Origin of the sequence: Archangium sp., assembly GCF_036388035.1 — a bacterium.
GTDB lineage: Bacteria > Myxococcota > Myxococcia > Myxococcales > Myxococcaceae > Archangium.
Genome location: NZ_DASVSO010000467.1, coordinates 1 through 26,880, shown reverse-complemented (window position 1 = coordinate 26,880; position 26,880 = coordinate 1). Strand labels below are relative to the sequence as shown.

The 26,880-nt window shown below is 70.3% G+C and carries 20 protein-coding genes; 15 read left to right on the top strand and 5 right to left on the bottom strand.

Features of this window, described 5'->3' with window-relative positions; genetic code table 11:
- Nucleotides 1–81 precede the first annotated feature (81 nt).
- Nucleotides 82–708 (top strand): phospholipase D-like domain-containing protein, encoded by a 627-nt coding sequence (locus VF697_RS18780; RefSeq protein ID WP_331096896.1) that lies wholly within the window; start codon nt 82–84, stop codon nt 706–708.
- A gap of 106 nt (nt 709–814) precedes the next feature.
- The gene (locus VF697_RS18775) at nt 815–2,167 is read left to right on the top strand and encodes a sensor histidine kinase (RefSeq protein WP_331096894.1); all 1,353 of its coding nucleotides are present in this window, start codon (nt 815–817) and stop codon (nt 2,165–2,167) included.
- Nucleotides 2,168–2,176: 9 nt separating this feature from the next.
- On the opposite strand, the gene VF697_RS18770 is transcribed toward VF697_RS18775, so the two are convergent.
- From VF697_RS18770 to VF697_RS18760, 3 genes are all read right to left on the bottom strand, one after another.
- Nucleotides 2,177–2,854, bottom strand: a complete 678-nt coding sequence (locus VF697_RS18770; RefSeq protein WP_331096916.1) for a helix-turn-helix transcriptional regulator — start codon at nt 2,852–2,854, stop codon at nt 2,177–2,179.
- A gap of 250 nt (nt 2,855–3,104) precedes the next feature.
- Nucleotides 3,105–3,470, bottom strand: a complete 366-nt coding sequence (locus VF697_RS18765; protein ID WP_331096892.1) for a helix-turn-helix transcriptional regulator — start codon at nt 3,468–3,470, stop codon at nt 3,105–3,107.
- A 490-nt stretch (nt 3,471–3,960) separates the two neighbouring features.
- Entirely contained in the window at nt 3,961–4,734 is a 774-nt protein-coding gene (locus tag VF697_RS18760) for a hypothetical protein (RefSeq protein ID WP_331096890.1), read from the bottom strand.
- Nucleotides 4,735–5,028: 294 nt separating this feature from the next.
- On the opposite strand from VF697_RS18760, the gene VF697_RS18755 reads away from it, so the two are divergent.
- The 10 genes from VF697_RS18755 (at nt 5,029) to VF697_RS18710 (ending at nt 17,410) form a co-directional block, all read left to right on the top strand.
- A complete protein-coding gene (locus VF697_RS18755; protein WP_331096888.1) occupies nt 5,029–6,639 on the top strand; it encodes a HEAT repeat domain-containing protein in 1,611 nt (536 codons plus the stop codon).
- 39 nt (nt 6,640–6,678) lie between these two features.
- On the top strand, nt 6,679–7,638 hold the full coding sequence (locus VF697_RS18750; RefSeq protein WP_331096886.1) for a ParA family protein: 960 nt from the start codon (nt 6,679–6,681) through the stop codon (nt 7,636–7,638).
- A gap of 35 nt (nt 7,639–7,673) precedes the next feature.
- Complete coding sequence (locus tag VF697_RS18745; protein WP_331096884.1) at nt 7,674–8,741, top strand: extensin-like protein; 1,068 nt, start codon at nt 7,674–7,676, stop codon at nt 8,739–8,741.
- A gap of 278 nt (nt 8,742–9,019) precedes the next feature.
- Entirely contained in the window at nt 9,020–10,216 is a 1,197-nt protein-coding gene (locus VF697_RS18740) for a hypothetical protein (RefSeq protein WP_331096882.1), read from the top strand.
- The gene (locus VF697_RS18735) at nt 10,216–10,974 is read left to right on the top strand and encodes a ferritin-like domain-containing protein (protein ID WP_331096880.1); all 759 of its coding nucleotides are present in this window, start codon (nt 10,216–10,218) and stop codon (nt 10,972–10,974) included. Before VF697_RS18740 ends, VF697_RS18735 begins: the two co-directional genes overlap by 1 nt.
- A gap of 75 nt (nt 10,975–11,049) precedes the next feature.
- On the top strand, nt 11,050–11,562 hold the full coding sequence (locus VF697_RS18730; RefSeq protein WP_331096878.1) for a TspO/MBR family protein: 513 nt from the start codon (nt 11,050–11,052) through the stop codon (nt 11,560–11,562).
- A 48-nt stretch (nt 11,563–11,610) separates the two neighbouring features.
- A complete protein-coding gene (locus VF697_RS18725; RefSeq protein WP_331096876.1) occupies nt 11,611–12,522 on the top strand; it encodes an ABC transporter ATP-binding protein in 912 nt (303 codons plus the stop codon).
- A 13-nt stretch (nt 12,523–12,535) separates the two neighbouring features.
- Nucleotides 12,536–16,108 carry an ABC transporter permease/M1 family aminopeptidase gene (locus VF697_RS18720; protein WP_331096874.1) on the top strand — a complete coding sequence of 1,191 codons (3,573 nt, stop codon included), beginning with the start codon at nt 12,536–12,538 and terminating at the stop codon, nt 16,106–16,108.
- Between the two features lie 139 nt (nt 16,109–16,247).
- On the top strand, nt 16,248–16,868 hold the full coding sequence (locus VF697_RS18715; RefSeq protein ID WP_331096914.1) for a restriction endonuclease: 621 nt from the start codon (nt 16,248–16,250) through the stop codon (nt 16,866–16,868).
- Nucleotides 16,865–17,410 carry a hypothetical protein gene (locus VF697_RS18710; protein ID WP_331096872.1) on the top strand — a complete coding sequence of 182 codons (546 nt, stop codon included), beginning with the start codon at nt 16,865–16,867 and terminating at the stop codon, nt 17,408–17,410. The genes VF697_RS18715 and VF697_RS18710 overlap by 4 nt, the downstream gene beginning before the upstream one ends.
- A 12-nt stretch (nt 17,411–17,422) precedes the next feature.
- Here VF697_RS18710 and VF697_RS18705 read toward each other — a convergent pair whose 3' ends face one another.
- Nucleotides 17,423–18,196 (bottom strand): M50 family metallopeptidase, encoded by a 774-nt coding sequence (locus tag VF697_RS18705; RefSeq protein WP_331096870.1) that lies wholly within the window; start codon nt 18,194–18,196, stop codon nt 17,423–17,425.
- Between the two features lie 111 nt (nt 18,197–18,307).
- Here VF697_RS18705 and VF697_RS18700 point away from each other — a divergent pair, with 111 nt between their 5' ends.
- Complete coding sequence (locus tag VF697_RS18700) at nt 18,308–20,521, top strand: methyltransferase domain-containing protein (protein WP_331096868.1); 2,214 nt, start codon at nt 18,308–18,310, stop codon at nt 20,519–20,521.
- A gap of 12 nt (nt 20,522–20,533) precedes the next feature.
- Here the strand turns inward: VF697_RS18700 and VF697_RS18695 are convergent, their stop codons facing one another.
- The gene (locus VF697_RS18695; RefSeq protein WP_331096866.1) at nt 20,534–22,870 is read right to left on the bottom strand and encodes an ATP-binding protein; all 2,337 of its coding nucleotides are present in this window, start codon (nt 22,868–22,870) and stop codon (nt 20,534–20,536) included.
- Nucleotides 22,871–23,202: 332 nt separating this feature from the next.
- Between VF697_RS18695 and VF697_RS18690 the strand changes: the two genes are divergently transcribed.
- Nucleotides 23,203–24,915: an OmpA family protein gene (locus VF697_RS18690; RefSeq protein WP_331096864.1), complete on the top strand. Its 1,713-nt coding sequence runs from the start codon at nt 23,203–23,205 to the stop codon at nt 24,913–24,915.
- Nucleotides 24,916–24,933: 18 nt separating this feature from the next.
- The coding region (agmC, locus tag VF697_RS18685; RefSeq protein ID WP_331096862.1) for an adventurous gliding motility protein AgmC at nt 24,934–26,880 on the top strand (1,947 nt) is incomplete at its 3' end.

Genomic DNA, 26,880 nt, shown 5'->3' with positions numbered 1-26,880 from the left:
TCAGTTGTCAATGACCCGAGGTCATTGTGCGCGGGGGGAGGGAAACTCGCGGCGGCCGGCTGAGGGTGCGAGCATGTAGGCATGCGGCCCATCCAAGCAGAGCTTCTCGACGGTGGCGGGCTGTACCGGGAAGTGGTGCTGGGCAAGCTGGCGCACGCGCGCGAGTCGGTGTGGATCGCGACGGCCAACGTGAAGGCCATGTACGTGGAGCAGGCGGGGCGCTACGTGCCGCTGCTGGAGGTGTTGGACAGGCTGGCGGCGCGCGGGGTGGCGCTGCGGCTGTTGCACGCGGAACTGCCCAGCCGGCCCTTCCGGGCGGAGTTCGACAAGCGCTCGCGGCTGGTGAAGGGGGGCCTGGAGTTGAAGGTGTGCCCGCGGGTGCACTTCAAGACGGTGCTGGTGGACGGGGCGTGGGCCTACCTGGGCAGCGCCAACCTCACCGGGGCGGGGTTGGGGGCCAAGGGCGAGGACGTGCGCAACTTCGAGATGGGCTTCGTCACCGAGGACTTCGACGTCATCGATCGGGTGACGGCGCTCTACGAGTCGGTGTGGAGCGGGGCCGAGTGCCGTGGGTGCCGGCTGCGCGCGGTGTGCCCGGACCCCATCCTGCCCGCGGGCGCGGACGCGGCGAAGCGGGGGCCGTCCGACGGCATCCGCCTGGGCAAGGCCCGGCGCCTGGTGCGCCGGCGCACGCGGACGCCCCGCTGAAGCGAGGGGCCTCGGGGTGGGGCCCGGGGGAGGCCCGACCGCCGTTTCACTCCAGGAACACTTCACCCATACAGTCCATCTGTGCGGAATGTTACAGTGCCCCCCGATGACGGCTGACTCCTCCGGGTTGCAGGCGCTGCTTCGGGTGAAGAGGAAGAACTACTTCGTCTGCGCGGCCCTCTTCCTGGGGACGATTCCCACTCAGGGCGTGATGTCGGGCGTCTTCTCGCCAGCGCTCATGGGGGTGCAGCTCGGCTGGAGCATCAGCTTCGCGCTGCTCGGGGTGGGCGTGGGCGCGGGGTGGATTGCCCCCCGGTCGTCGGGCGTGGTGTCCGGGCTCGTGAGCCTCGTGGCGATGGTGCTGTACATCCAGCTCACCGGGGGGCCGGCGAGCCCCTTCTTCCCGGTGCTCGGCGCCGTGCCCCTGATGCTCGCGCTCTTCACCCCGGACACCCGGGTGCCCACGCTGCTGGCGGGGGTGGGGACGCTGGTGTGCCTCGTCCTCATCGATGTGATGGCCGGCATCTCGACGCGGGTGATGCTGCAGCAGCTCCTGGCCTACGGGATGATGGGGATGCTGGCCTCCTTCGGGGCGCAGACGTACCGGCGCATGCGGGATGCGGAGAAGGCGGCGCAGCAGGAGCGGCTGGTGGCGCTGGAGCAGCTCGCCGAGAGCGAGCGCCGCCGGCTGCGCGCCGAGCAGGAGCGCGCGGAGGTGGACAGGCTGGTGTTGGTGGGGCAGCTGGCCGCCGGCGTGGCCCACGAGGTGAACAACCCGCTGGCCTACGTGAAGTCCAACCTGTGCTTCCTGGAGCAGGCGCTGGTGCACGAGGGCAAGCCCCTGGACCTGGCCGAGCTGGGTGACGTGCTCGGCGAGACGCGGCAGGGCGTGCTGCGCATCCAGCAGATCGTCATGGACCTGCGGCGCTTCTCGCGCGAGGAGCCTGGGCGCGAGGAGGAGGTGGGGGGAGTGGAGGACGCCCTGGAGGAGGCGAATCGGTTGGCCTCGGTGCGCCTGCACGGCCTGGGGACGGTGTCGCTGGAGCTGGCCCCGGGGTTGCCGCCGGTGCGGCTGGGGCAGCGGCACCTGGTGCAGGTGGTGTTGAACCTGCTGCTGAACGCGGCGGACGCGCTGGAGGAGGCGCTGCCCCCGCGCCGGGCCCAGGTGGTGGTGCGGGCGCGGCGGGTGGACGGTGGGGTGCGGCTGGAGGTGGAGGACAACGGCCCGGGGCTCTCCCCGGAGGTGTTGTCGAGGCTCTTCGACCCTTTCTTCACCACCAAGCCGCCGGGGAAGGGGACGGGGCTGGGGCTGGCGCTGTGTCGGGAGTACGTCTCGCGGGCCGGCGGCTCGCTCCAGGCGGAGAACCGCGCCGAGGGCGGTGCGCGCTTCATCCTCCTGCTGCCAGGGGTGCGGCGCCCGGTGGAGGAGGCCTCCGAGGAGGCCTCGGTGGCGGCCTGAGCGCCGGGGCTAGGGGGTCTTGCGGTGGCGGGCCCGCCAGGCGCTGGGGGACTCGCCCGTCATCTTGCGGAACAGCCCGCTGAAGTGCTGGAGCGAGGCGCACCCCACCTCCACGGCCACCGCGGTGAGCTTGGCGTCGCTCTCCAGCAGGAGCGTCTGCGCGGTGCGCACCTGCACGGTGTTGAGCTCCGACTGGAAGGAGGTGCCGGCCTCGCGCAGGCGGCGCTGGAGGGTGCGCTCGGACATGCCCAGCTCCCGGGCCACGTCCCCGAGGCTGGCGTCCACCAGCCGGGTACGCAGCACGCGGTGCAGCTCGCTGAGCAGTGGGGACTGCCCCATGAGTTGCATGACGAGGTCGTTCAGCTCGTCCACCAGGGGGCGGGACTCCTGCTCGGGCCGGCCCAGCCAGGAGAGCGCCTCCAGCGGGTCGGCGAAGGCGCGGGTGGGGTAGCTGGTGCTCACGAGGGTGTAGAAGCCCCCCACCACCGCGCCCGTCATGCCCTCGGGCCGCACCAGCGCCTGGCGCTTCACCGTCTGGGAGAAGCTGCCACTGCGCGGCACCATGTACTTCACCAGGACGGAGAGGCCATTGGCGTCCGGGGCCTCCACCCGGCGCGCGTCCACCAGGGACAGGTGGGGGGCGGCGGGCGCCAGCTCCACGTCCAGCACCTGGGTGAGGCGCTGGATTTGAGACTCGCCCGGCCTTCCCCACAGGATGAACCCGCACAGCTCGGCCGAGGCGTACCAGTGGAGGAAGTTCTCCCCCGTCAGGTAGCGGCCGATGGGGTCTCGGAGGTAGTCGTCGAGTCCTTCCGCGGAACGCACGGTGCGGCAGCATAGCGCCTGTCGCGCCGGGCCACCCGGGTGGGATGACGGGGAGCCCGCGGGGTTTGCAGTGGTGGACGCGCCGGATGTGAACTGTTTCATTGCGCGCGCCTCACTCCTCCCGATGCAGCGTGGCCGCCACCAGCGACAGCGCCCGGAGCTGGTGGGGGCTGAGCTTGCGCGCGTGGCGCAGCAGTCGCCGCATCTGTGGCCCCTCGCGCTCGGGGGGCGGAGGCGCCTCGGCCCAGGCGGGCGGTTGGGTGGAGCTGAGGGCCAGCAGCTTGTCCGCGGGCAGGTGCAGGGCCACGCACAGCCGCCGCAGGGTGGGGACGCTCGGCATCAACAGCCCGCGCTCCAGCCGTCCGTACACCTCCGTGGCCACGCCGATGCGCTCGGCCACGTCCGCCTGCGTGAGTCCCGCCTGCTGTCGGGCTGCCCGGGCCGTGTCCCCCAGGGCCTTGGACAGCCGCTGCCTCACTTCACGTTTCCCCCGAGGCGGGCTCACCGCCTTGCCGCGTGGGCCGCGTCGAGGCACGGGGGTCTGCTCGGGGGGAACTGGAAAAGTAGTCTTCGACGCCATGACACCTCTGGGCTTCGTACTGACCTGAAGGGTTATATGACTTCTCGGGTTACATGTCAGCGTCAAACTTTTAGAGTAGTGCTCGGGCGCACGTTGTTCGAGGCGGCGTGTTGGGGAGCGGACCCGTGTGAGTCCCAGGGGCGTTCGGGCAGGCGTGCCGCGGCCGCGCGAGAGCGCGTGCGAGCCAGGACCGCGAAAAAACAAACGCCCCGCCAAGGGCTGCCAGGCACCTTGGGGGGCATTTGCCGATGACGCCCCGCCATGACGCGGGTACGCCGTCTAAAGGCTCTCTACCACGGGCTCGCTGCTGGCAGTCAGCGAACTTCGTGGGTCGTGCTGTTTCAGGTCATCCCACCACAAAGCGGCGTTACCTTCAAGGTCGGGTCCTTCAGCGCTCGAGGGACTTCGGCTCCGGCGCCTTGGCCCTGACCGGCAGGTAGCACTTGCCCTCGTACTCGGCTGCGTAGTCCTGGCACGGCGAACGTCTGGCCAACTCAACCCAGCACCCACCGCGTATCTCCACCTCATCGAGCTCCGGCTTGCACGGAGGCTTCTGCTGTTTCGGGTCGGGCTTGATGGGCATGGGGTAGGCGAGGGGTTGCGAGCCCAGCACGTCGCGGGTGCTGGCGTACTCCCTCGTGGGCTCGGCGGACGCCTCGACCTTCGCCGACGCCGGCTCCTCGCCCTGCCGACGCGTGGTGGCCAGGGGCCAGAGGAGGACGGTGAGCGCCGTGGCCGCGAGCAGCCCGAGACCCAGGCGCAGCCGACGGGGACGCTGGGCCACATGCCCCTTGGCCTCCCTGGCCGCGGTTCCGGTCAGATGACCCTGGACGTCCTGCCGGTCCTCGACACGCGCCAGGGCTTCCGCCAGCCGGTGGAGCATGAGCGTCAACTCCGGGAGGGACGAGGCTCCTGCCCGAGGCGCGTGCTCCACCGCCACCACGAGGAACGGGGGCGACACCCCGCCCGAGACGCGCACGGTCCATTCCTCACCCGGTCGCCAGGCGTCGCCTCGTCCCGGCGTCAGCACCAGGGCGGAGGCGCCCGTCTCGACATGGTGCGCCTCGTAGATGCGCCCCAGGTCCGAGCCGACGCCCTTGTAGCGCCTGCCCACGTGGTACGGCCCCAGCCTGCCCCCACTCCAGAAGGGTGTCTCCGCCATGCATGGCCTCCTGTGCGTGTCTCTAGGCCATCCAGCGAAAGTCCGGGCGGGTTTTGGGAGGGAGGAGCAAGCCGCGATCGGTGGGAGGCCCGAGAAATCGGCCCCGGCGCGATTGTCAATCCCCCAGGTCGGGCGCGGCGGAAAAGTCCCAACCATTTCAGGGGTTTACCTCGCACGAAGGTCTGACATATGGTGGCCGCCTCCCGGGGGTCCCCGGGTGCCGGTGTTCCCGCGTTCCCAGGCGCGGGGCTCCAGGCGTACCCCCGGGATTTTGGTTGGAGGGCTGTTCAGGCCGTGAGCGACGAGCGTCCGGACGCGCTGCTCAAGAGCGCACTCGAAAAGATCGTCTACTTCGAGGCCCGTGCCGAGCAACTCCACCACGAGCTGCTCTCCACCCGCGAGGAGCTGGAGCACCTCCGGCGCGAGCTGACGCAGTCCGAGGAGCGCGAGCTGGTGCTGCGCCGCGAGGTGGCGGAGCTGGAGGTGCGCGTGGGCCGGCTGGGCGCCGATCGCGACGAGCTCACCCGCCTCAACCAGGCCCTGCGCACCGAGCGCAGCCAGCTGCTCGGCAAGCTGCTGGAGGCCAGCCGCATCCGCGCCTCGGATCGCCGTGACGAGGAGGACGATGACGACCTGGGCATCGACCTGGCCTCGTTCATCTCGCAGCTGCGCAGCGAGGCGCTCGAGCGTCCGGCGGGGGCCACGGCCATCACCGCTTCGGCCGCCGCCGCCTACCCGTGGCCCGCGCAGGCCGAGGCGGAGCCGGCGCCCGCGCTGGCGGTGGTGACGGCCTCGGCCTCCGCGACCGCGGCGAGCGTGTCTCCCGTGGTGCAGCACGCGCAGCGCCTCTTCTTGGAGGGGCGGCTGGCGGTGAGCCCCGGACAGATGGCGGAGCTCGCCGGGGGCCATGACGAGACACTCTTCGGCTTCTCCGTGCGCGAGTTGTCCGCGCCGGACGCCACCTCGCGCGTGCGCGCCGCCGAGCGCCTCAAGGCCCTGGGGCAGCCGGCCGCCGCGCCCGCGCTCGCCACCGCGCTGCACGCGGAGAAGGACCCCGCCGTCCAGGTGGCCCTGCTGGCCGCCTTCGCCGAGGTGGGCAAGGAGGAGGGGGCCTCGGTGGTGTCGCCCCTGCTGTCCTCCTCCGTCCCCGAGGTGCGCATCGCCTCGCTCAAGGCGCTGCTGACGCTCGCGCCCCAGGAGGCCGCGCCCCATCTCGCCCAGGCCGTGAAGGACCCGGACCGCTCCGTGCGCCGACGCGCCTCGCTGCTGGCGCTCGGCCTGGAAGGGGAGGGCGCGCGGCGGTTGGGCGAGGAGGCCAGCCACGACCCGGACCCCGAGGTGCGCAGCCTCGCCGCCCTGGCGCTCGGGGCCGGCAGCGGGGAGTCCGCCCGCGCCATGCTGCTGGAGGCCCTCAAGGACCCGGAGGTGCGGGTACGCCGCTCGGCCGCGCAGAGCCTCTCGCGCATCCTCGGCCAGGACGTCTCCTCGGTGGTGGACATGGACGAGGGCCGGCGCCGCCGGGAGATCCGCCGGCTCGCCACGCTCCCCGTGCATCCGGTGCGCGCCTCGCTCTCCCCGAAGGCCCCGCCGCCTCCGCGCGTCGTCGAGCCCGCCCCGGTGGCCCCGCCCGCTGTCGTCCCCGCGCCCGTCCAGGCCGTGCAGGCCGCACGCACCGGCTCTCCCGCCGCTCCCGCACGGGCGTCGCGCCCAACCGCCCCGGCTTCGCCCGTGGAGGCCCTGTGCGGTCCTTTGATGTCGGAGATTCGCGCGGCCATCCGAGGCCGCTCACTCGGTGAGCTGGCGTCGGGACTCTCCGCGTCCACCCAGATGGCCGAGGAAGCGCTCGCCCTGCTGGTGGCCAGGGGAGCGATCATACGCAGGGGTCACAAATACTTCGCCGCTTGAGGCAAGGTAGGGCCCCCAGGGTTCGACGAAGGGTTCTTCATGGATGCGCCGACGTACAGCTCCAAGCAGGTGGCCGAGATGCTCGGCCTGCCACCGAAGTCCAGCGCTCCGGTGCTGAAGCAGGACAGCTACAGCGCCGAGGAGGTGTGGGCGCTGCGGGCGGAGCTCGGGCGCTACCCGCCGACGCTCGGCCGGCGCAAGCAGCTCTTCCTCAACTTCAAGGGCGGCACGGGCAAGACGTCCCTGTCCACCTCCTACGCGTGGCGCCTGGCGGAGCTGGGCTACAACGTCCTCCTCGTCGACCTGGACAGCCAGGGCCACGCCACCAAGTGCCTGGGCTTCGAGGGCGAGGACTTCGACAAGACGCTCCTCAACGTCCTGGTGCGCAAGTCGCCCCTGTCGGAGGTCATCCAGAAGTCCTCCCTGCCCAACCTGCACTTCGTCCCCTCCAACCTCACCATGTCCACGGTGGACCTGGCGCTGATGCCCATGTCGGGGCGCGAGTTCAAGCTGCGCAACGCCCTCAAGGAGGTGGAGGCGAACTACGACGTCATCGTCTTCGACGCGCCGCCCTCCTTCGGCCTGCTCAACCTCAACGCGCTGATGGCGGCCAACGACCTGTTCGTCCCGGTGCTGGCCGACTTCCTCTCCTTCCACGGCCTCAAGCTGCTCTTCGAGACGGTGCAGAGCCTGGAGGAGGACCTCAACCACGTGCTGGACCACGTCTTCATCGTGGTCAACTCCTTCAACGCCACCTTCAAGCTGGCGAAGGAGGCGCTCGAGGCGCTGCAGACGCACTACCCGGAGTACCTGCTGCCCACCATCATCCGGCAGTGCACCAAGTTCGCGCAGGCCTCCAGCGAGGGCCGGCCCGTCTTCGTGGCGGACCCCAACTCCAAGGGGGCCACCGACATCGAGGCCCTCATCCAAAACGTGCTTCCGCGCTTGCGGGCGGGCTCGGCTCCCGGTAGCGATACCGGTGCGCAGCAGGCCGGCTGACGTCCACCCCTCCTCCTCCGCTTTCAGGCTCGCCCATGAAGAAGGCCTTCGAACAGAACGTGTCCCGCGCCAAGCCGCGCCTCCGCCTGGGGGCGTTCACCGGTGTCGTCGACCCCGCAGCTCCCGACGAGGCGCAGGCGCCCGAGTCCGAGCAGGCCCAGGCGCCCGAGCCCGTGCAGGCGCGGGCCTCCGAGCCCGTGCACGCCCCGGAGCAGGCGCGGGCCTCCGAGCCCGTGCCGGCTCCCGAGGCGCCGGCCGTCGCGAATGACCTGTCCGCCGAGGTGCGTGCCCGCATCGAGCGCGCCCGCGCGCCTCGCTCCACCGCCGCCGAGGCCCTGGACGCGGCGCTGAACACGCCCGCGCCCGCTCCCGCCGCCCCCGTGGCCCGGGTGGAGGCCCCCGAGCCCGAGGTGGAGGTGCAGACGCCGGCCTCGCCGCGCGAGGAGCTGGACACCCAGGCCCGCCGCGAGCGGCTCAAGGAGCGCCTCAAGGCGGTGCGCGAGAACCCGCGCCCCGAGCCCCTGCCGGCCAGCGTGGCCGAGGCGGGCCTGCGCGCCGTGGAGCGCATCTCCGCGCTGCAGACCGAGCTCACCAAGGTGAAGGCCCTCAACCTCTCGCTCACGCAGGAGCTGGAGGTGTCGCGGCGCCAGTCGGAGAAGGCCACCGAGGAGGCCCGCCTGCGCATGGACGAGGCCCGCCGGCTCGCCACCGAGATGGAGGGCCGGTTGAAGCTGCTCGGCGACCTCGAGCGCGAGCTGGCCGCGCTGGAGGGCGAGCGAGACGAGGCCCTGCTGTCCCTGCAGGAGGCGCGTCAGGCCATGCAGGCCGCCGCCCAGGAGCGCACGGCACTCGAGGCCTCCGTCGCCGAGGCGAAGCGGGCGCTCGCCGACAGCCTCTCCGAGGAGGAGCGGCTCGCTGGCGAGCTGGAGGTCTCCAAGGACGAGGCCGTCGCGCTGCGGCGCACCGTGGACGCCCTCCAGGGCGAGCGGGACGTGCTGGCCCAGCAGGTGGCCTCGCTCACCGCCGAGCGCGCCGAGCTGCTCGAGGCCCGCAAGGCGCTGGAGGCCGTGCACCGCGCCCTCAGCCAGGCCGTGGCGCGCTGACCGCCGCACCCCGTCGCCTCCCAGCCCCGTCGCCCCGGAAGCCCGCCCCGGTCCTCGTGACCCGGCGGGCTTTTCCGCGTCTGGTGGCCCGAGGAGCAGCCAGGCGGCGAGCGACACCGAGCGTCCAGCCGAGCCATCGCATCCTCTCGTGACATCCGGGCGAAGCCAGCCCGCTCCGTTGCCGCGGTCCGGGGGGCGTCGGAGCTTTACCGGCGAACCCAAGGAGCCTGGGGGCCTTCCGGCCAGCCGTGCTCCGCGAGCCGTCAAAGGAGTCATACGTGGCCCTGGACCTCTTCAAGGAAAAGGGTGTCCCGTTGGATCGCCAGGTCTTCACCTGGAAGGACCTGACGCGGCGCACCTTCAGCAAGATGGATGACGACGCCTTCACGCGCGTGCGCGTCATCTTGATGAACGGCGTCGAGTCGGAGTCGGTGCGCTTCAGCCACTCCTGTGCACGGATGAACCGCCAGCTTCGCGAGCCGCTCGCCATCATCCGCCGGGTGGAGCACTTCCAGCAGACGCTGATCAACTGGATGAATCCGCCGAACCAGAACCCCCTCGAGACCACGCTCGGCTTCGAGCAGACGGCCATCGAGGTGACGGCGAGCGTGGCCCAGCACGAGCCGGATCCCTACCTCGCCCAGGCCTACCGCTTCGGCATGCTCGAGGACTTCGACCACCTGTATCGCTACTCGGCGCTGTATGACCGCTTGACGGGCAGGGATCCCAACTACATCACCCAGAGCTACACGGACATCATCCCCGGGCGGCACACGGCCATCGAGCACCGCCACCCGCTGGATGACGTGCGCCGGTCCTATGAGGCGCGCACCGCCGAGCCGATCACCAAGCTCAACGCGCTCACCATCGTCTCGGCCGAGAACCAGGTTCACACCTACTACATGAACATCGGCCCCACGTTCACCGACCCGGTGGCGCGCCAGCTCTACGCGGAGATCGCCGCCATCGAGGAGCAGCACGTCACGCAGTACGAGTCGCTGTGCGACCCGGACGAGTCGTGGCTGGAGAAGTGGCTGCTGCACGAGGCCAACGAGGTCTACAACTACTACAGCTGCCTGCACTACGAGTCGAACCCCCGCATCAAGGAGGTGTGGCAGCGGTTCCTGGACTACGAGCTGGGGCACCTGCACTACGTGATGCAGCTCTTCCAGCAGCTCGAGGGCAGGGACCCCGCCGAGGTGCTGCCCCAGGAGCTGCCGGAGCCCGTCGCCTTCACCAGCCACCGTGAGTTCGTGCGCAAGGTGCTCAACGACGAGGTGGGCTTGAGCGCCAAGGGCACTGAGTTCGTGTCGCGCGCCGAGGAGTCCGAGCGCACGCTGCGCTACCGCCAGCAGCTCAACTCCGAGGGCTCGCCGAGCTCGATCGCCTCCGCGGGTTACCGCTGGCGCCCGGGCACCGAGCTGGCCGAGGAAGCCGAGCGCGTGGGCACCCTGGCCGAAGGGAGGATCCAGTAATGGAACGCAAGGCGAGTGAGTTGGGGATGAACAAGACGGGCATCCAGACCTCCCCGGTCAACAGCAAGAAGACCATCGAGGGCGCCGAGAAGTACTCCCCGGACACCCCGGGAGATGCCACGGGCATCTGGAGGGAGCGCCAGGAGTTCTCGCGCGACACGGAGGGCCTGGGCTCGGTGCCGCCTCCCGCCACCCTCAAGGGGATGGCCAAGACGGCGGTGGACCTGCTCAAGGGCGGCCGCTCCACCGTCTTCATCGACAAGCTGGGCCAGCGCGCCGGCTTCGAGCGCACCGGGGTACGCATCTACGAGGCGGCCCTGTCCAAGCTGGACGTGTTCGGCACTTGGGAGGGCGGGCCCTCGCGGGAGCAGCTCGAGAAGATCCGCCTGGACGAGCTGTCGCACTTCGCGCTCGTCAAGCGCACCATCGAGAAGCTGGGGGGTGATCCCACGGCGCTCACGCCCGCGGCGGACCTGCAGGCCAACATGTCCGAGGGCGTGCCCCGGATGCTGGTGGACCCGCGCGTCAACCTCCTGCAGTCGCTGGAGGGGCTGCTGACGGCCGAGCTCGTGGACAACGCGAGCTGGGAGCTGCTCATCCAACTGGCGCGCGAGCTGGGACACCAGGAGATCGCCGAGGACTTCCAGCGGGCGCTGGACGCGGAGCAGGAGCACCTGGCGCTGGTGCGCAGCTGGCTGGTCGCCGGGACGATGCTGGAGGCGAGGGTCGGCGAGGAAGCCGCGGGCGCTCCGGTCTAGCGGCCCGGGGGGAATGAGAAGTCCGGCTCCTGGAGGAAGGTGACTTCCTCCGGGAGCCCTCATGGAGGCTGGACGATGCGGGCGCGAGACACCCTGGAAAACCCGTCCCTGCGGACGGAGTCGCTCGTGGCGCTGGGCACCATCGGGGCGCTCACCGCGGGCTCGGCCGCCGTGGGGGCGCGTGCCTCGAGGGGCGGCGGCTCGCAGCTCTGGTACAAGCGGCTGCGCAAACCTCCCTTCCAGCCTCCCGGCCGGGTGTTCGGCCCGGTATGGACGGTGCTGTACGGGCTGATGGCCTTCTCCGCGTGGAAGGTGTGGAACCGGCCCGCGGGCCCCCGGCGCTCGTGGGCCCTGCTCCTGTGGGGCGCGCAGCTCGGGTTCAACGCCCTGTGGTCCCCGCTCTTCTTCGGCAAGCACCGCCAGCGGGCGGCGCTGGTGGACCTGGGTGCCCTGGGAGTCAGCCTCGCCGCGTACACCGCCGTGTCGAGCCAGGTGGATCGCCAGGCCGCGTGGATGATGGCGCCCTACCTCGCCTGGGTGGGCTTCGCCGGCGCGCTCAACGAGGAGATTGTCCGCCTCAACGATTGATGAAGCCGGCGCGGCCTCTCATGATGCCCTTCTTCTTCAGGAGGGCTCATGGAGCTCCGCATCCAGAACCTGTCCAAGCGCTACCCCAACGGGACGCAGGCGCTCCAGGACGTCTCTCTCTCCATCAAGCCCGGCCTGTTCGGACTGCTCGGCCCCAACGGCGCGGGCAAGTCCACGTTGATGCGCACGCTGGCCACCCTCCAGGAGGCCGACAGCGGCAGCGCCTTCCTCGGCGACATCGACATGCTGAAGGACAAGGACGCCGTGCGCCGGGTGCTCGGCTACCTGCCCCAGGACTTCGGCCTCTACCCGAAGGTGACGGCCGAGGAGCTCCTCACCCACCTGGCCACCCTCAAGGGCATCTCCGGCTGGCTCGAGCGCAAGCGGGTGGTGGACGCGCTGCTGCACCAGACCAACCTCCACCACGCGCGCCGCAAGCAGCTCGGGGGCTTCTCCGGCGGCATGCGCCAGCGCTTCGGCATCGCCCAGGCGCTGCTGGGCAACCCCCGGCTGCTCATCGTGGACGAGCCCACCGCCGGGTTGGATCCCGAGGAGCGCGTGCGCTTCCACAACCTGCTGAGCGAGATCGGCCAGGACGTCATCGTCCTCCTCTCCACGCACATCGTCTCGGACGTGCGCGACCTGTGCCCCGAGATGGCCGTGCTCAACGGGGGCAGGGTGATGCTCACCGGCGCGCCCGAGGACATCCTCGTCCGCCTGGAGGGCCGCATCTGGAAGAAGTTCGTGGACAAGGCGGAGCTGTCGAAGCTCCAGGCCGAGCTGCCCGTCATCTCCCACCGGCTGCTGATGGGCCGCACGCTCGTCCACGTCTACAGCGAGAGCGCCCCGGACGCCTCCTTCTCCCCCGCCGTGGCGGACCTGGAGGACGCCTACTTCGCCACCATCAAGGGCCACCTCGTGCGGGAAGCCACTCCCGCCCACCTGACGGCCGCGAGCTGAGGAGCCCTCCACCATGCTCACGATTGCCCTCTTCGAGCTGCGTCGGCGGCTCAAGATGCTGTCCACGTGGATCTACTTCGGCGTCTTCTTCGTGCTCGCCTGCCTCGCGATGAACGCGGCGGGAGGTGCCTTCAAGACCGTCATGTTCGGCGCCGGGGGCGGCGGCAAGGTGCTCGCCAACTCGCCCTACACGCTGAACAACCTCTTCACCCTGCTGGGCTTCGCCGGAGTCATCGTCACCGGCGGCGTGATGGGGCAGGCCGTCTACCAGGACTTCGCCCACGGCACGCACGCGCTCTTCTTCACCGCGCCCATCTCGCGCCTCCAGTACCTGCTCGGCCGCTTCCTGGGCGCCTTCCTCACGCTCGTCGTCATCTTCTCCAGCATCGCCCTGGGGGCGAGGTTTGGCAGCACCATGCCCTGGTTGGACCCGAGCCTCCTCGGTCCCACCGTGCCGGGCTCGTACCTGCGGCCCTACCTCGTCAGCATCCTGCCCAACCTCTTCTTCACCGGCGCCCTCTTCTTCGGGCTGGCCGCGCTCACCCGACGCATCCTCCCCGTCTACGTCATCAGCGTGGTGCTGCTCGTGGGCTACCTCATGGGCAACAGCCTGCTGCGGGAGCTGGACACGAAGTGGGTGGCCGCGCTCGTGGACCCGTTCGGGCTGAATGCCCTGCGCCTGGTGCAGGAGTACTGGACGCCGGCCGAGAAGAACTCCCTGTTGCCGCCGCTCGAGGGCTGGTTCCTCTACAACCGCCTGCTCTGGAGCGGCCTGGGCGCCGTGATGTTGGGCTATACCCTCGTCCGCTTCCAGCGCACCCAGGCCCTGGCCGGGGGCCGCGCGGAGGCTACCGCCGAGCCCGCTTCCGAGCACGTTCCGCTCGCCTCCCTCACCGTCTCGCGCGACTTCCGGGGCGCCACCTTCCTGCGGATGCTCCCGCGCCTGGCGTGGCTGGACTTCAAGGAGACGGTGAAGAACGTCTACTTCGTGGTGATGGTGCTGGCCGGCGTCATCTTCGTCTTCGGCGCCTCGCGCGTCATCGGCGCGATGTACGGCACCACCGTCCATCCCGTGACGTACCTGGTGCTGGAGATGCTGGGAGGCAGCTTCACCTTCTTCCAGATCATCATCATCACCTTCTACTCGGGCGAGCTCATCTGGCGCGAGCGCGACGCGCGCATGCACCTGCTCTCCGACGCGCTGCCCGTGCCCGGGTGGCTGCCCTTCCTCTCCAAGCTGCTGGCGCTGATGGGCGTGCAGGTGCTCCTCAACGCGGTGCTGCTCGTCTGCGGCCTGCTGGTGCAGGTCTTCCGCGGCTACTTCCACTTCGAGCTCGGCCTCTACGCCACGGAGCTCTTCGGCATCCGGCTGTTGAACCTGTGGATGCTGTGCGTGCTCGCGCTGCTCGTCCACGTGGTGGTGAACCACAAGAACGTGGGCCACTTCGTGATGGTGCTCTACCTGCTCGCCGGCACGTTCGCCTCCGACTTCGGCTTCGAGCACAACCTCTACCTGTATGGCAGTGCGCCCTCGTACACGTACTCGGACATGAATGGCTTCGGGCCCTTCGTGCCGCAGATGGTGTGGTTCCGCCTGTACTGGGCGCTCGTCGCGCTGGCGCTCGCCTTCGTCATCCACCTCTTCTGGGTGCGGGGCGCGGAGGATGGGGCGCGCTGGCGGCTGCGGCTGGTGGGCGCTCGGGCCTCGCTCCCGGTGCGGCTGGGCCTGGCCGTGTCGGTGCTGGGCGCCGTGGCGGCGGGGGCCTTCATCTTCCACAACACCAATCGCCTCAATCCCTACAAGACGCAGCATCAGGAAGAGGCCGAGGCCGCCGACTACGAGAAGAAGTACAAGGCGCTGGCGAAGGTGGCGCAGCCGAGCGTCGTCTCGGTGAAGGTGGCGGTGGAGCTCTTCCCCGAGGAGCCGCGCATGCGGGCCCGGGGCACCTTCGGGCTCGTCAACAAGATGGCCGAGCCGGTGAAGACCGTCTACGTCAACCTGCCGGCCGAGATGAAGGTGCACCAGCTCGTGGTGGCGGGCGCGGAGAAGGCGACCGAGCAGGACACGCGGCTGGGCCTCTCCACGTACACCCTGCCCGAGCCGCTCGCGCCAGGGGCCTCGGCGGAGCTGCGCTTCGAGCTGGAGTTCGCCCCGCATGGCTTCCGCAACGAGGACGCGGAGACGGAGCTGGTGGAGAACGGCACCTTCTTCCACAACACGGTGCTTCCGGTGCTCGGCTACGCGCCGAGCCGGGAGCTCCAGGATGACCCGACGCGCAAGAAGCACGGGCTGTCCTCCCGGCTTCCCCTGGCCAAGCCGGACGATCTGGAGGCCCGGCGCGTCTCGTTCATCGCCTCGGACGCGGACTGGATCTCCTTCGAGGCCACGGTGAGCACCTCGCCGGACCAGGTGGCGATGGCGCCCGGCTACCTCCAGCGGGAGTGGACCGAGAATGGCCGACGCTACTTCCACTACACGATGGACAGCCCCATCCTGAACTTCTACGCGTTCCTCTCCGCGCGCTACGCGGTGACGCGAGACGCGTGGAACGGCGTGCCCATCGAGGTCCTCCACCACCCGAGCCACACGTACAACGTCGAGCGGATGATTCAGGCGGTGAAGGACTCGCTCGACTACTACACGAAGCACTTCGGGCCCTACCAGCACCGGCAGGTGCGCATCCTGGAGTTCCCCCGCTACCAGAAGTTCGCCCAGTCCTTCCCCAACACCATCCCCTTCTCGGAAGCCATTGGCTTCATCGCCAAGGTGGACCCGAGCGACCCGAAGGACGTGGACTACCCCTACTACGTGACGGCCCACGAGGTGGCGCACCAGTGGTGGGGCCACCAGGTGGTGGGCGGCAACGTGCAGGGCTCCGCGCTCCTGTCCGAGACGCTCTCCCAGTACGCGGCGCTGATGGTGCTGAAGAAGAAGTACGGCGAGGAGCGGATGGGGCGCTTCCTGCGCTACGAGCTGGACGGCTACCTGATGGGACGCGCCTTCGAGCGCAAGCAGGAGGCACCGCTCGCGCGCGTGGAGGGCCAGGGCTACGTCCACTACAAGAAGGGCAGTCTGGTGATGTACGCGCTGCAGGACTACCTGGGCGAGGACACCGTCAATCGCGCCCTCGCCTCGTACCGGGGGAAGGTGGCCTTCCAGCAGCCGCCCTTCACGAGCTCGCCGGAGCTGCTCGCCGAGCTGCGCGCGGTGACGCCCGCGCACCTCCAGTACCTCATCCACGACTTCTTCGAGCGCATGACGCTCTACGAGAACCGCGCCCTCTCCGCGACGTACACCGAGCGCGCCGATGGGAAGTTCGAGGTGAAGGTCACCGCCACGAGCAAGAAGCTGGAGGCCACCGGCGTCGGCACGGAGTTCGAGGTGAAGCTCGCCGATTGGATGGACGTGGGCGTGCTCGACGAAGAGGGCAAGCCGCTCTTCCTGGAGAAGCGCCAGGTGACCCAGGGCCACGTGGAGTTCACCGCCGTGGTGGACAAGCGCCCGGCGAAGGCGGGGGTGGATCCGCTCAACAAGCTCATCGACCGCAAGCCAGACGACAACACGGTGGCGGTGGAGAAGCTCTGAGGGGCGGGGTGGGGGAGTCCCTTCCAGGCTGCTCGATGCCCGACCCGTGTACGGGCGCGTCACCCATCAGGTAGACCCAACCACTTGACGTACGACGTCATGTGCCCGATACTCAGGATGGAGTTGGGGGCGCGTGGCAATGACTGTCATGGAGTCGCGATCAGGGAACGTGTCAGGGGGTCTGGTTAACCTTCCGGAAAGTGGGGGCGTTGCCGGGAGGTGGGGCGTGGAGGGGGAGGAGAAGTACATCGGGTGGGTGCGGTCGATGAGCAGGATTGGGCTGCTCGACTTGTGGGAGCAGGTGAAGACGGGGCGGGACCTCGCGCCGTGGCCGCGAGGCAAGGCTTTCGAGTACCTCATCCTGCGAGCGTTCGAGCTCGAAGGGGCGGAGGTCATCTGGCCCTACCGGGGTGAGTGGGAGCAGGTGGATGGGGCGCTCTACGTCGATGGGCTCTCGTGCCTGGTCGAGTGCAAGCACTGGCGGGAGCCTGTTGGCTTCGGCCCGATCGCGAAGCTCAAGGTTCGGGTGGATCGGCGGCCACCCCCCGTCATCGGTCTCTTCTTCAGCGTGAGCGGCTTCTCCGTCCCCGCGGTGGATGAGTTCCACGCACAGCCTCTGCGCAACCTCCTGTTGTGGGAGGAGTCGGATGTGAATCTCGCCCTGAGGCTCGGCATGCGGAGCGCACTCGGGATCAAGTGGCGAAAGGCCGTGGAAGAAGCCGTGATGGATCACGAACTCAAGCAGGAGGATTTCCGATGATTCCGGTGCTGATCGTCCGAGGGGAGGCAATGGCCCAGGTGTTCCGCAAGCTGCTCGAGCCGGAGTTCGGCCGCGAGATCCGCGTGAGCGAGTCGAATTACGTGGGGAGCAGTGTCACCTCGGCGAGATCCACGCTGCTGCGTCGCAAGTACGTCGTGGCCCTGGTCACGGACGCGAAGCCGGAGGAACTCCGGCAGACGCACCGCTCCATCGTGTACCTGCTCAGCGGAGTGGCCTGCGCCGACCTGTGGAAGATCAACCTGCTGGTGCCGGAGACGGAGGTGCTGCTCTTCCAGGACCGGGGCGTGCTGCGCCAACTCCTCGGGCGCGAGCCGACGGAGGAGGAGCTGCTCCGAGGTCAGACGGAGCCCCGGCGCACCCTGGAGGAAGCGCTCGGGTTCGAGTGGTTGGCCCTCGACGCGGAGCTGTGCCGGCGGCTGGAGGCGGTGGACGTGAGCCCCCTGGCCGAGCACTCCTCCGTGCGGCAGGTGCGGCAGTTCTTCCGGGATCACCGGGACGGGCGTGCCTCGCTGCCCTTCTGAAACAACCCGCGTCTAGCGCGGGGACAGACCGACCAGGGGCCGGCGCGAGGTCATCAGGTGTTGGCGCCGGACGATGGAGCGCAGCCCCAGCCACATGGCGCCGAGCGACACGACCATCCACACCGCCGCCCAGAGGGGCGCGGGCAGGTAGGTGAGCTGCGCCATGGCGTGCGCATCCGAGACGCCCACCTGCAGGCCGTAGCCGAACAGGCCCTTGATGTCCTGCAGCGCCAGGAGGCACGACAGCGCGGCGATCCACACGACGAGCCCGCGCCGCAGCCACACCGGCCCCGTCCACGCCACCAACCCGAGCAGTGCCCCCATGCCGGCGATGAAGCCGAGCGTGAAGAGCCCATCCGAGCGCGACGAGCCGGTGGCGAGTGCATGGGCGGCACCGGGGTCGGGCGGGAGCAGCGGCACCCAGAGGACGGCCACGCCCACCATCCAGACCACCAGTCCCCACAACAGGGCGCGCCCGCTGCGCATGCGCCCGGCGGCCATCAGCAGCAACGCCCCGGCCAGCGAGGAGCCCACATAGCCGCCCGAGGCGATGAGCAGCTCCCTCCAGAGCGAGCCGGTGACGGAGTGGTAGGTGAGCCCGCCCGTGGCCGGGCTGATGGTGACGCTGCTCACCTGGGAGCCCACCGCCCAGGCCGCCAGGGCGTGCCCGCTCTCGTGCATGAGCGTCACCAGCAGCCGGAAGGGGTACAGCCACACCGTCTGCCACAGGAAGAGGCTCGCCGCGGCGGCGAGCACCAGGCACGCCAACAGGGCGCGGGTGGACATCGGCGGGGGCTCGGGGACGGGTCGCATGCCGCTTGGACGCTAGCACGGGCGCTTTCGTTCCGTGGCCCCCTGGAGCCTGGTGGCTCGGCACCCTGGTAGAGTGGCGGCCTCATGGCGCCCAAGACGAGCCCGGCGGAAGCCTACGCCGCCCAACACCGCGGCAATTCGGACCACTACGCCACCTACTTCGCCGGCATGGATGCCTCCATGCAGCAGAAGGTGGCCCTCACCACCGCTCACTTCCCCTCGCGCGGCCGGGTGGCGGACATGGGCAGCGGCTCGGGTCGCGGCACCCATGACCTGGCGTGCCTCTACAGCGGCCTGGAGTTGGTGGGCGTGGACATCAACCCGGTGTCCGTGGAGATGGCCGCCGCGTCCTACCAGCGCCCCAACCTCCGCTACGTGGTGGGCGACATCGCCGATCCCGTCTTCCCGCCCGAGTCGCTGGATGGGGTGCTCGACTCGTCGGTGCTCCACCACGTCACCAGCTTCAATGGCTTCTCCCTCGCGCGGCTGGAGGAGTGTCTGGACAACCAGGTGCGCGCGCTGCGCACCGGCGGCGTCATCATCATCCGCGACTTCGTCATCCCCGATGGGCCCTCCGAGGTGCTCCTCGACCTGCCCGAGACGGATGGTGCCCCCGAGGGCCCTGTCGAGGGTCTGTCCACCGCGGCGCTCTTCGAGCGCTTCGCCCGGGACTTCCGCTGCAGCGTCAACCGGGAGGGCCCGGTGCCGTACGCACGGCTCGCCTCGCCCCACCCGGGGCATGTCCGCTACCGGCTCGCCCTGCGCGCCGCCAACGAGTTCATCCTCCGCAAGGACTACCGCACCGACTGGGACGTGGAGCTGCTCGAGGAGTACACCTACTTCTCCCAGGCCCAGTTCGAGGCCGCCTTCCGGCGCCGCGAGCTGCGCATCGTCAGCTCGATGCCCATCCGCAACCCGTGGATCCTCGCCAATCGCTACGAGGGTCGCTTCCACCTGAGCGACACCGAGGGCCGGCCGCTGCCGTTCCCCCCCACCAACTACCTCATCGTCGGCGAGAAGGTGCCTCCCGGCGCGGGCGTGGAGCTGCGCGAGGAGCACAGCGTGCCGCTCGCCGCGCCCCACTTCCTGTCCCTCAGCGCCTGGCGCCACGAGGAGACGGGCCGCGTCTTCGAGCTGGTGGAGCGCCCGGGGCGCACGTTGGACCTGCTGCCCTGGTTCCGCCAGGAGGGCCAGGTGTTCGTGCTGGCCAAGAAGGGCTTCCCCCGGCCCATCGTCAACGCGTGCGCGGCTCACCCCAACCTCGGTGGCGCGACGCTCTCCGGCTACGTCACCGAGCCCCTCGCCGCCATCACCCACGCGGGGGAGCCCCCCGAGAAGGCCATCTCGCGCATCCTCCACGAGCGGGCCGGCCTCCCCGCCGAGAGCCTCCGCGCCCGGGGCGAGCCGGCGCACTACTTCACCTCGCCCGGCGGGGTGAGCGAGCGCGTGTCCGCGTACCTCGTGGAGGTGGCTCCGTCCACCGGGCTGCCGGCCCCCGACTACGGCCCATTCACCGGCGCCGGCTCGGTGCGCGAGCTGGATGCGCGCCAGGTGCTCCGGGCCTGTCACGTGGGCGGCATGGTGGACGCGCGGCTGGAGATCAACATCCACCGCCTGCTGCGCCACCTGGGCGCCTCGCCGGGGCCGTGGATCGGCGCCTCCCTGCGGCTCACCGAGCAGCCCCGTGTCCCCCGCTGGGCCGAGGACGCACTGACGCCCGTGCGCCGCGCGGTGTTCTCGTCCCATGACGAGGGGGGCACCGGCTACCTGGATCTGCGCACCGGCACCTTCTCCGAGCACGACGCGGAGGGCCGCGTGCTGGCGAGCGTGCCGCGCGAGTACCTCGTGCCCCGCGAGGCCAGCCGCAACACCACCGTGGCGCTCCCGGTGGTGCGCACGCCGGAGGGCATCCGCGTGGGCATCGAGCACCGGGAGCTGCCGGCGGTGCAGCACTTCACGGGAAGCGCGAGCCTCGCGGTGACGCCGGCCTGGCGGCTGCCCCGGACGCTCACCCACGCGAGCCAGGTGCCCGCCTTCATCGCCGAGCGTCTGCGCGCGGAGTTCTCCGTCACGGTGCGCCACACCTGGGAGCTCGGCGGCTCGTACCATACGACGCCGGGTGTCACCCCCGAGCTGGTGTGGCCCTTCGCCGTGGAGGTCGAGGCCGACGCGGCGTGCGACTCGCGCCTGCGCTGGTTGCCGCTGGAGGTGCTCATCGGCGAGCTGGACGCGGTGCAGGACGCGCACCTGCTCGTGGTGGCCTGGCGGCTGGCGCACGCGCTCGGCGTGCTGGGCTGACGCCCTCCCGTCCTACTCCCGCCCCTCTTCCAGGGGGGCGTGGTGGGAGCGGTGGTCGTGCTCCGGCTCCCCACCCCGGGGCAGCCGCACCGTGGCCACCGCTCCGCCTCCCTCGCGCGGGCGCAGCGAGATGCGCCCCCCGTGGCGGCGGATGATCTCCCGCGACACGTACAGCCCCACGCCGATGCCCGAGATGCCGGCCAGCTCGCGGCGATCTCCCCGCTCGAAGCGCTCGAAGAGCTGCTCCTCGTCCTCCACGCGCAGGCCGATGCCACGGTCGGCCACCACCACCTCGGCCTCGCCGTCCGGCAGCACCCGCGTCCTCACCTCGATGGGGCCGCCCGTCGGGCTGTACTTGAGGGCGTTGGACACCAGGTTGTGCACCACCTGCTCCAGGCGCGGCTCGTCGAACTCGCCCACCACCGGGCAGGTGTCGAGCTCCAGCGTGTGCAGCGGCGAGGCCGCCACCTGCTCCTCCGCCACCCGTCGCACCAGCTCGCCCAGGTCCAGCCGGGCCCGTTGCAGGGGGAGCTGCTCCAGGCCGAACTGCGAGGCGTCCAGGAGCTGGTTCACCAGCCGCGTCACCCGGTCCACCTGCCGGCTCACGTTGTCCAACCGCCCCGAGTGCTCGCCCGCCACCCTGCGCCGCAGGAACTGCACCTGGGCCTTGAGCACCGTGAGCGGCGTCTTCAGCTCGTGCGAGGCGATGGAGAGGAAGGCGTCCTTCTCCCGGCTGGAGCGCTCGATGGCCTCCAACTGCCGGGAGAGCTGCCAGGCCATGCGATCAAAGGTCCGCGCCAGCTGGCTCAGCTCCCGCGGTGCGTCCTCGGCCTCCACGGAGGCGCGCGCCGAGCGATCTCCCCCCGCGAGCCGGGCCGCCGCGAGCGACACCCCCCGCACCGGCGAGACGATGGTGCGCGACAGGGCGAATGCCAGCAGCACCGCCGCCACCGTGGCCAGCCCCACCGTGCCCAGCAGGCTGAAGTAGGCCCGCTCCACGTCCCGCTGCAGTTGCGTGCCCGGCTGCTCCACCACCACCCGCCAGTCGAGCTGCGGCACCTTCACCATGCCGAAGTGGCGCAGGCCGCCCACGCGCAGCAGCGTCACCGCGTCCTGCTCGACCGAGTACGTCCCCGTGCCGTTGCCGCCCATTCCCTCCAGCGCCCGTGCCAGGGGGGTGTCGGTGATGTAGTGCACCTGCCCGCTTCCCTCGTCGGCCGAGTCGAAGACCACGCCGCCCCGCGCATCGGCGACGAGGATGCGCCGCGGGGTGTCTCCAATCTGGGCGCGGGCATGCCGGCGCAGTCGCGGCAGATCCAACGCGGCCAGCACGTAGCCCGCGTACTGCTCTCCCCGGCGGATGGGCGCCAGCGACACCACCAGCGGCCCCCGCACCCCGCCGCGCCCGAGGAAGACATCGCTCACGAAGGGCTCGCGCGCCTCCCGCACCGCGCGCACGTAGGGCCGGTCCGAGAAGTCCGTGCCCGCCAGCGCACGGCCCGCCGTGTCGGTGCGCGGGGTGAAGGCGAGCGCCATCCCCTCCGGGCTGCCGACGTACGCGTTGACCACCTCCGGCGAATAGGACACGAGCGCCTCCAGCTCGCCCTCGAGGAAGTGCCGGCCCGGCAGTGCCCCGTCCTCCGACAGGCTCGCCGCGAGCGTGCGGGCCAGCCGCCCGACGCCATGGCGCGAGTGCTCCAGGCTGCTCTCGATCTCATGGGCCACCACCCGCGCGGCGTGCAGGTTCTCCGCGTCCACCTGATGCACCTCGGTGGCGTAGCGCGCGCGGCCCTCGGCCCCGCCCAGCACCAGCAGCGGGATGATGGCGCCCAGTGCCAGCGCCGAGCTGAAGGCCCGGCTGATGGACACGTCCGCCAGGGGCAGGGGCAGCAGGGGACGCAGGCGCCGCCGCACGGGAGGGACGAGCAGCACCACCTGGAGGATGAGCGCCGCCAGCAGTCCGTTCAGCGCCTGCTTCATCCCCGCCACCAGCGTGGCCGACAGGGGGATGTCCGCGAGCAGGCCGTAGGTGATGAAGAAATACAGCGGGCTCATCCCCCAGTAGAGGGTGTCCGCCACCAGGGGGGTGAGGCGTCGACGCAGCGCACCGACGAAGAGCGCCTCGAGGACCATGTTGAGCCACCCCCAGGGGTGACCCCACAGCCACAGCGTCCTCGCGCCCGAGACCGCTCCCGCCAGCCCGCCCGCTACAGGGCCGAGCAGCACCGCGGTGCTGAGCACCAGCAAGGGACCGAGCAGCAGATGGACGCCTGGCAGCACCTCGAGGGCAGCCAGGTTCAAAACGAACCCGACCAGCCCGAGGACCAGGCCCCAGCCAGCTCGCCTCATGACGCTCATCCGTGCCCCACGGTGCGCACCCCCTGCTGACACGGCAACGTTTCCCTGCCCCGAGGGCGCACGGGGAGTGGCTCTCACCGGTTGACTGACAGACAGAGCAGGCGAGGAGCAGCGAACCCGCGAGGTCCTTGGAAGCCGGAATCGAGGCGCCCCGAAGGACGGCCGGGCGTCCGCCCAACCCTATATGAACACTGGACAGCACCTGTCCAACTCGGGTCTCTATGCGGCGCGGCGTTGTGTCCGGGTGCGTTCACTCCCGGGGCGCGGCGCCAGGGGCGGTCCAGGCCGAAGTGGACCCGTAGGGGCCCCGACACGGAGAAATCATGAGCCACACGAAGTCGTCCCTCCACCGGGGGACGCGCAGTGGTGCGCGCTCGTCGACGCGTTCGGCGGGAGTCGTGCGCCTGTCCGCCGTCGCCACGATGCTGCTCACCTCGGTCGCGCTCGCGCAGCCCGCGGGCCTGCCGGAGTTCGAGCTGGAGCGTCTGGAGTTGAACCCCAACGGCAAGGGCTCGCTGCTGATGGGCACTGGCGAGCTGCTGCCGGCCGGCGGCTTCCGCCTCTCGCTCGCGGGGCAGTACGAGAATGATCCGCTCGTGATGTACCGCGACGGCACCCGGCTGGGCTCGGTGGTGTCGGACCGGGTGACGGCGCACCTGCTGGCGGCCTGGGCCCCCATGCGGTGGCTGGAGCTCGGCGTGCAGCTGCCCCTGGTGGCCTGGCAGCGCGGCGAGGAACTCTCCACGGAGGGCATTGGGGCTCCAGCCCGCACCGGTTTGTCCACCCCCACGGTGCAGGTGCGGCTGGGGCTGCTCTCGCAGCGCCAGGACGCCCCGGTGGACCTGGCGCTCGAGCTGGGCGCGGGACTGCCGGTGGGCAGCGCGGACACGCTCTCGCGGGACTCCATCGTCCGGCTGACGCCCCGGGTGATGGTGGGCCGGAGCTTCGGCTCGCTGCGCGCGGGTGTGGAGGCCGCCATGGTGGTGCGGCCCGCGGTGGCCCTCAGCGAGGACGCGGACATCCGGGACGAGCTGGGCAACGAGGTGCGCCTGGGCGCGGTGCTCGCCACCACGGGAGAGGGACTGCGCGGAGAGCTCAACGTGCGCGGCACCCTGCCGCTCACCCGCGAGTCGAACTCCCTGGAGGTGCTGGCCGGTCTGCGGCTGCCCGTGGGTGAGTCGACCGAAATCTATGCGCTCGGTGGCCCCGGCTTCGGGAACGCCCCGGGCACGCCTTCCTTCCGCCTGCTGCTCGGTGCGGCCTTTGGCGGGGGGGAGAAGCCGGGCGCCTCACGGCGTGACGATGACGGCGATGGCGTGAAGAACGCCGACGACACGTGCCCCTCCGTGGCGGGTCCGGCCGAGCGCCAGGGCTGCCCCGTGAAGGACTCGGACAAGGACGGCCTCGAGGACGCGGCGGACACGTGCCCCAGCGAGGCGGGCCCGGCGGAGCGCCAGGGTTGCCCCGTGAAGGACTCGGACGGCGATGGCCTCGAGGATGCGGCGGATAAGTGCCCCACCGAGGCGGGTCTGGCGGAGCTGCGTGGCTGCCCGGCGAAGGACTCGGATGGCGACAGTGTGGCGGATCACCTGGACAACTGTCCCACCGAGAAGGGCGTAGCCACCAACGCGGGCTGCCCGGAGAAGCAGAAGCAGCTCGTGGTCATCCAGACGGGCAAGCTGGAGATCAAGGAGCAGGTGTTCTTCGCCGTCGGCAAGTCCGTCATCCAGTCGCGCTCCTTCACGATGCTGGATCAGGTGGCCAAGGTGCTCCAGCAGCACCCCGAGGTGGACAAGATGGTCATCGAGGGCCACACGGATGACCGGGGCAACGCGGAGGCCAACCGCAAGCTGTCGCAGGCGCGGGCCGAGGCGGTGAAGGGCTATCTCGTGAGCAAGGGCGTGGAGCCGTCGCGCCTGGAGGCGAAGGGGTTCGGTCCGGACCGTCCCATCACCTCCAACAAGACGGAGAAGGGCCGCGCGGCCAACCGGCGCGTGGAGTTCATCATCGTCACCCCCGAGCGCGAGCTGAAGTAGTCGAAGGACTCAAAAGTCATGAGCAATCCATTCATGAAGAAGTGGCTCGCGGCGGCGCTGTGCGCGCTGGCCCTGGGCTCGACGGCGGCACTGGCCGAGGGCGACTCGTTCTACCTGGGCACGGGTCGCGACCTGGCGTACGAGCTGCCAGCGGGCTCCAAAACCATCAACGAATACGCCCGCGTGGCGGTGTCCATCGACGAGGGGGACATCGGCATCGAGGTGGACTCCTGCACGGCGTCGCCCTGTTTCCCCGAGGGCGCCCTGGTCATGGTGCTGCAGACGACCGGTTACATGGGCATCCCGGAGGTCAAGGACTCCCCGCCGCCCTTCTCCTTGTCCAACACCAACGTGGGCCGTTGGGAACTGGCGCGGGTGAAGAAGGTGGTGGGGACGACGCTGGAGCTGACCGCGCCGCTCATCCGCGACTATGCACGCGAGGCGACCCAGGTCATCTGGGTGCGCGAGTACACGGACGTCACCATCCGTGAGACCAGCACCCTCACCGCGCGGGCGTGGGACGGGAAGGTGGGCGGGGTGTTGGCGTTCCTGGCCACGGGGCTCGTCCGGAACGACGGAAGGATCCTCGCGACTGGGGCGGGCTTCCGCGGAGGCCGCTTCGTCAATGGCTCCAGCAGCTCGACCGGGTGCAAGGACAATGACGTGCCGGCACTCAATGGTGGGGCCCAGAAGGGCGAGGGCATCGCCAATCTGTATTATGGGGACACGCACACCGGGCGCGGCTACGTCCTCAACGGAGGCGGAGGCGGTGTCTGCTCCAGGTCCGGTGGTGGCGGTGGCGGCAACGGCGGCATGGGCGGCCTGGGCGGTTACGCCGCGGATCTTGCTCCTACCAGTACCGCTCCCCGTAACGTGGGTGGACGGGGCGGTGTGGCCCTGAATGTGGGAAACCCGCCGCTCATCGACCGCCTCCTGCTGGGCGGTGGCGGCGGCGCGGGGCACGGCTATCTGGGCAACGGACAGCCCGGGGGCAATGGCGGTGGCATCATCTTCATCCGGGGCAACAATCTCGATGGAGTGGGCGCCATCAGGGCGGGGGGATCGTCCGGTGGTTCCAGCGACACCGATGCGGCCAGTGGTGGTGGCGCGGGCGGCAGCATCTACCTGCGCTTCGCTGGGGCCGCGTCGTGCCTCCCGGACAACATCGATGCCAGCGGAGGTGTCGGTGGTGGCGTCGCGACTGCCTCCCGGGTGGGGCCGGGCGGAGGAGGTGGTGGTGGCCAGGTGCTGTTCCAGGCCACCTACGAAGGCACGTGCCAGCCACAAGACAGCGAGAGCATCGTCATTGGCGCCACGCCGGGTACGCAGAAGCTCAACACCGCACCGGGCGGTCCCGCGTATGGAGCGCAGGGCGGGGGCGATGGCATCGCCAAGAGGTTGCCGAACCCTTTCGTGGTGCCCTCGGTGCCCACGGTGACCTCTCCGAGCGAAGGCATTTTCATCAAGAATCCCCGGCCCGACATCCGGGGCCACACGACCGAGTCCACCGCCGATTCCAAGGTCATGGTGGCCATCTTCATCGATGGGGTCGAGGTCGGTCGTGTCACGCCCCTCGAGAATGGCGATTACTTCTTCCCGCTGCCCTCGGGGTGGCCCAACCTGGTCGATGGACTCCATCAGGTCCAGGCGGCCAATGAGGTCGACGGCATTCGGGGCCCCAAGAGCCCGGCCGTCACCTTCACCGTGGACACCACGCCCCCGGTCACGAAGATCGTCAAGAACCCGCCGCTCCTCGGTAACTCGAGGAGCGCGACGTTCGAGTTCGACTACACGGGGACGGAGGTCGGCACGGTGTCGTACCAGTGCAAGCGGGACACCGATACGGACTTCACCCCGTGCCCGAACCCGCGGACGTACACGGGCCTGGTTGATGGGAAGCACACGCTGCTGGTGCGCGCCGTGGATGACCTGGGCAACGCGGACCTCACGCCGGAGCGCTACGAG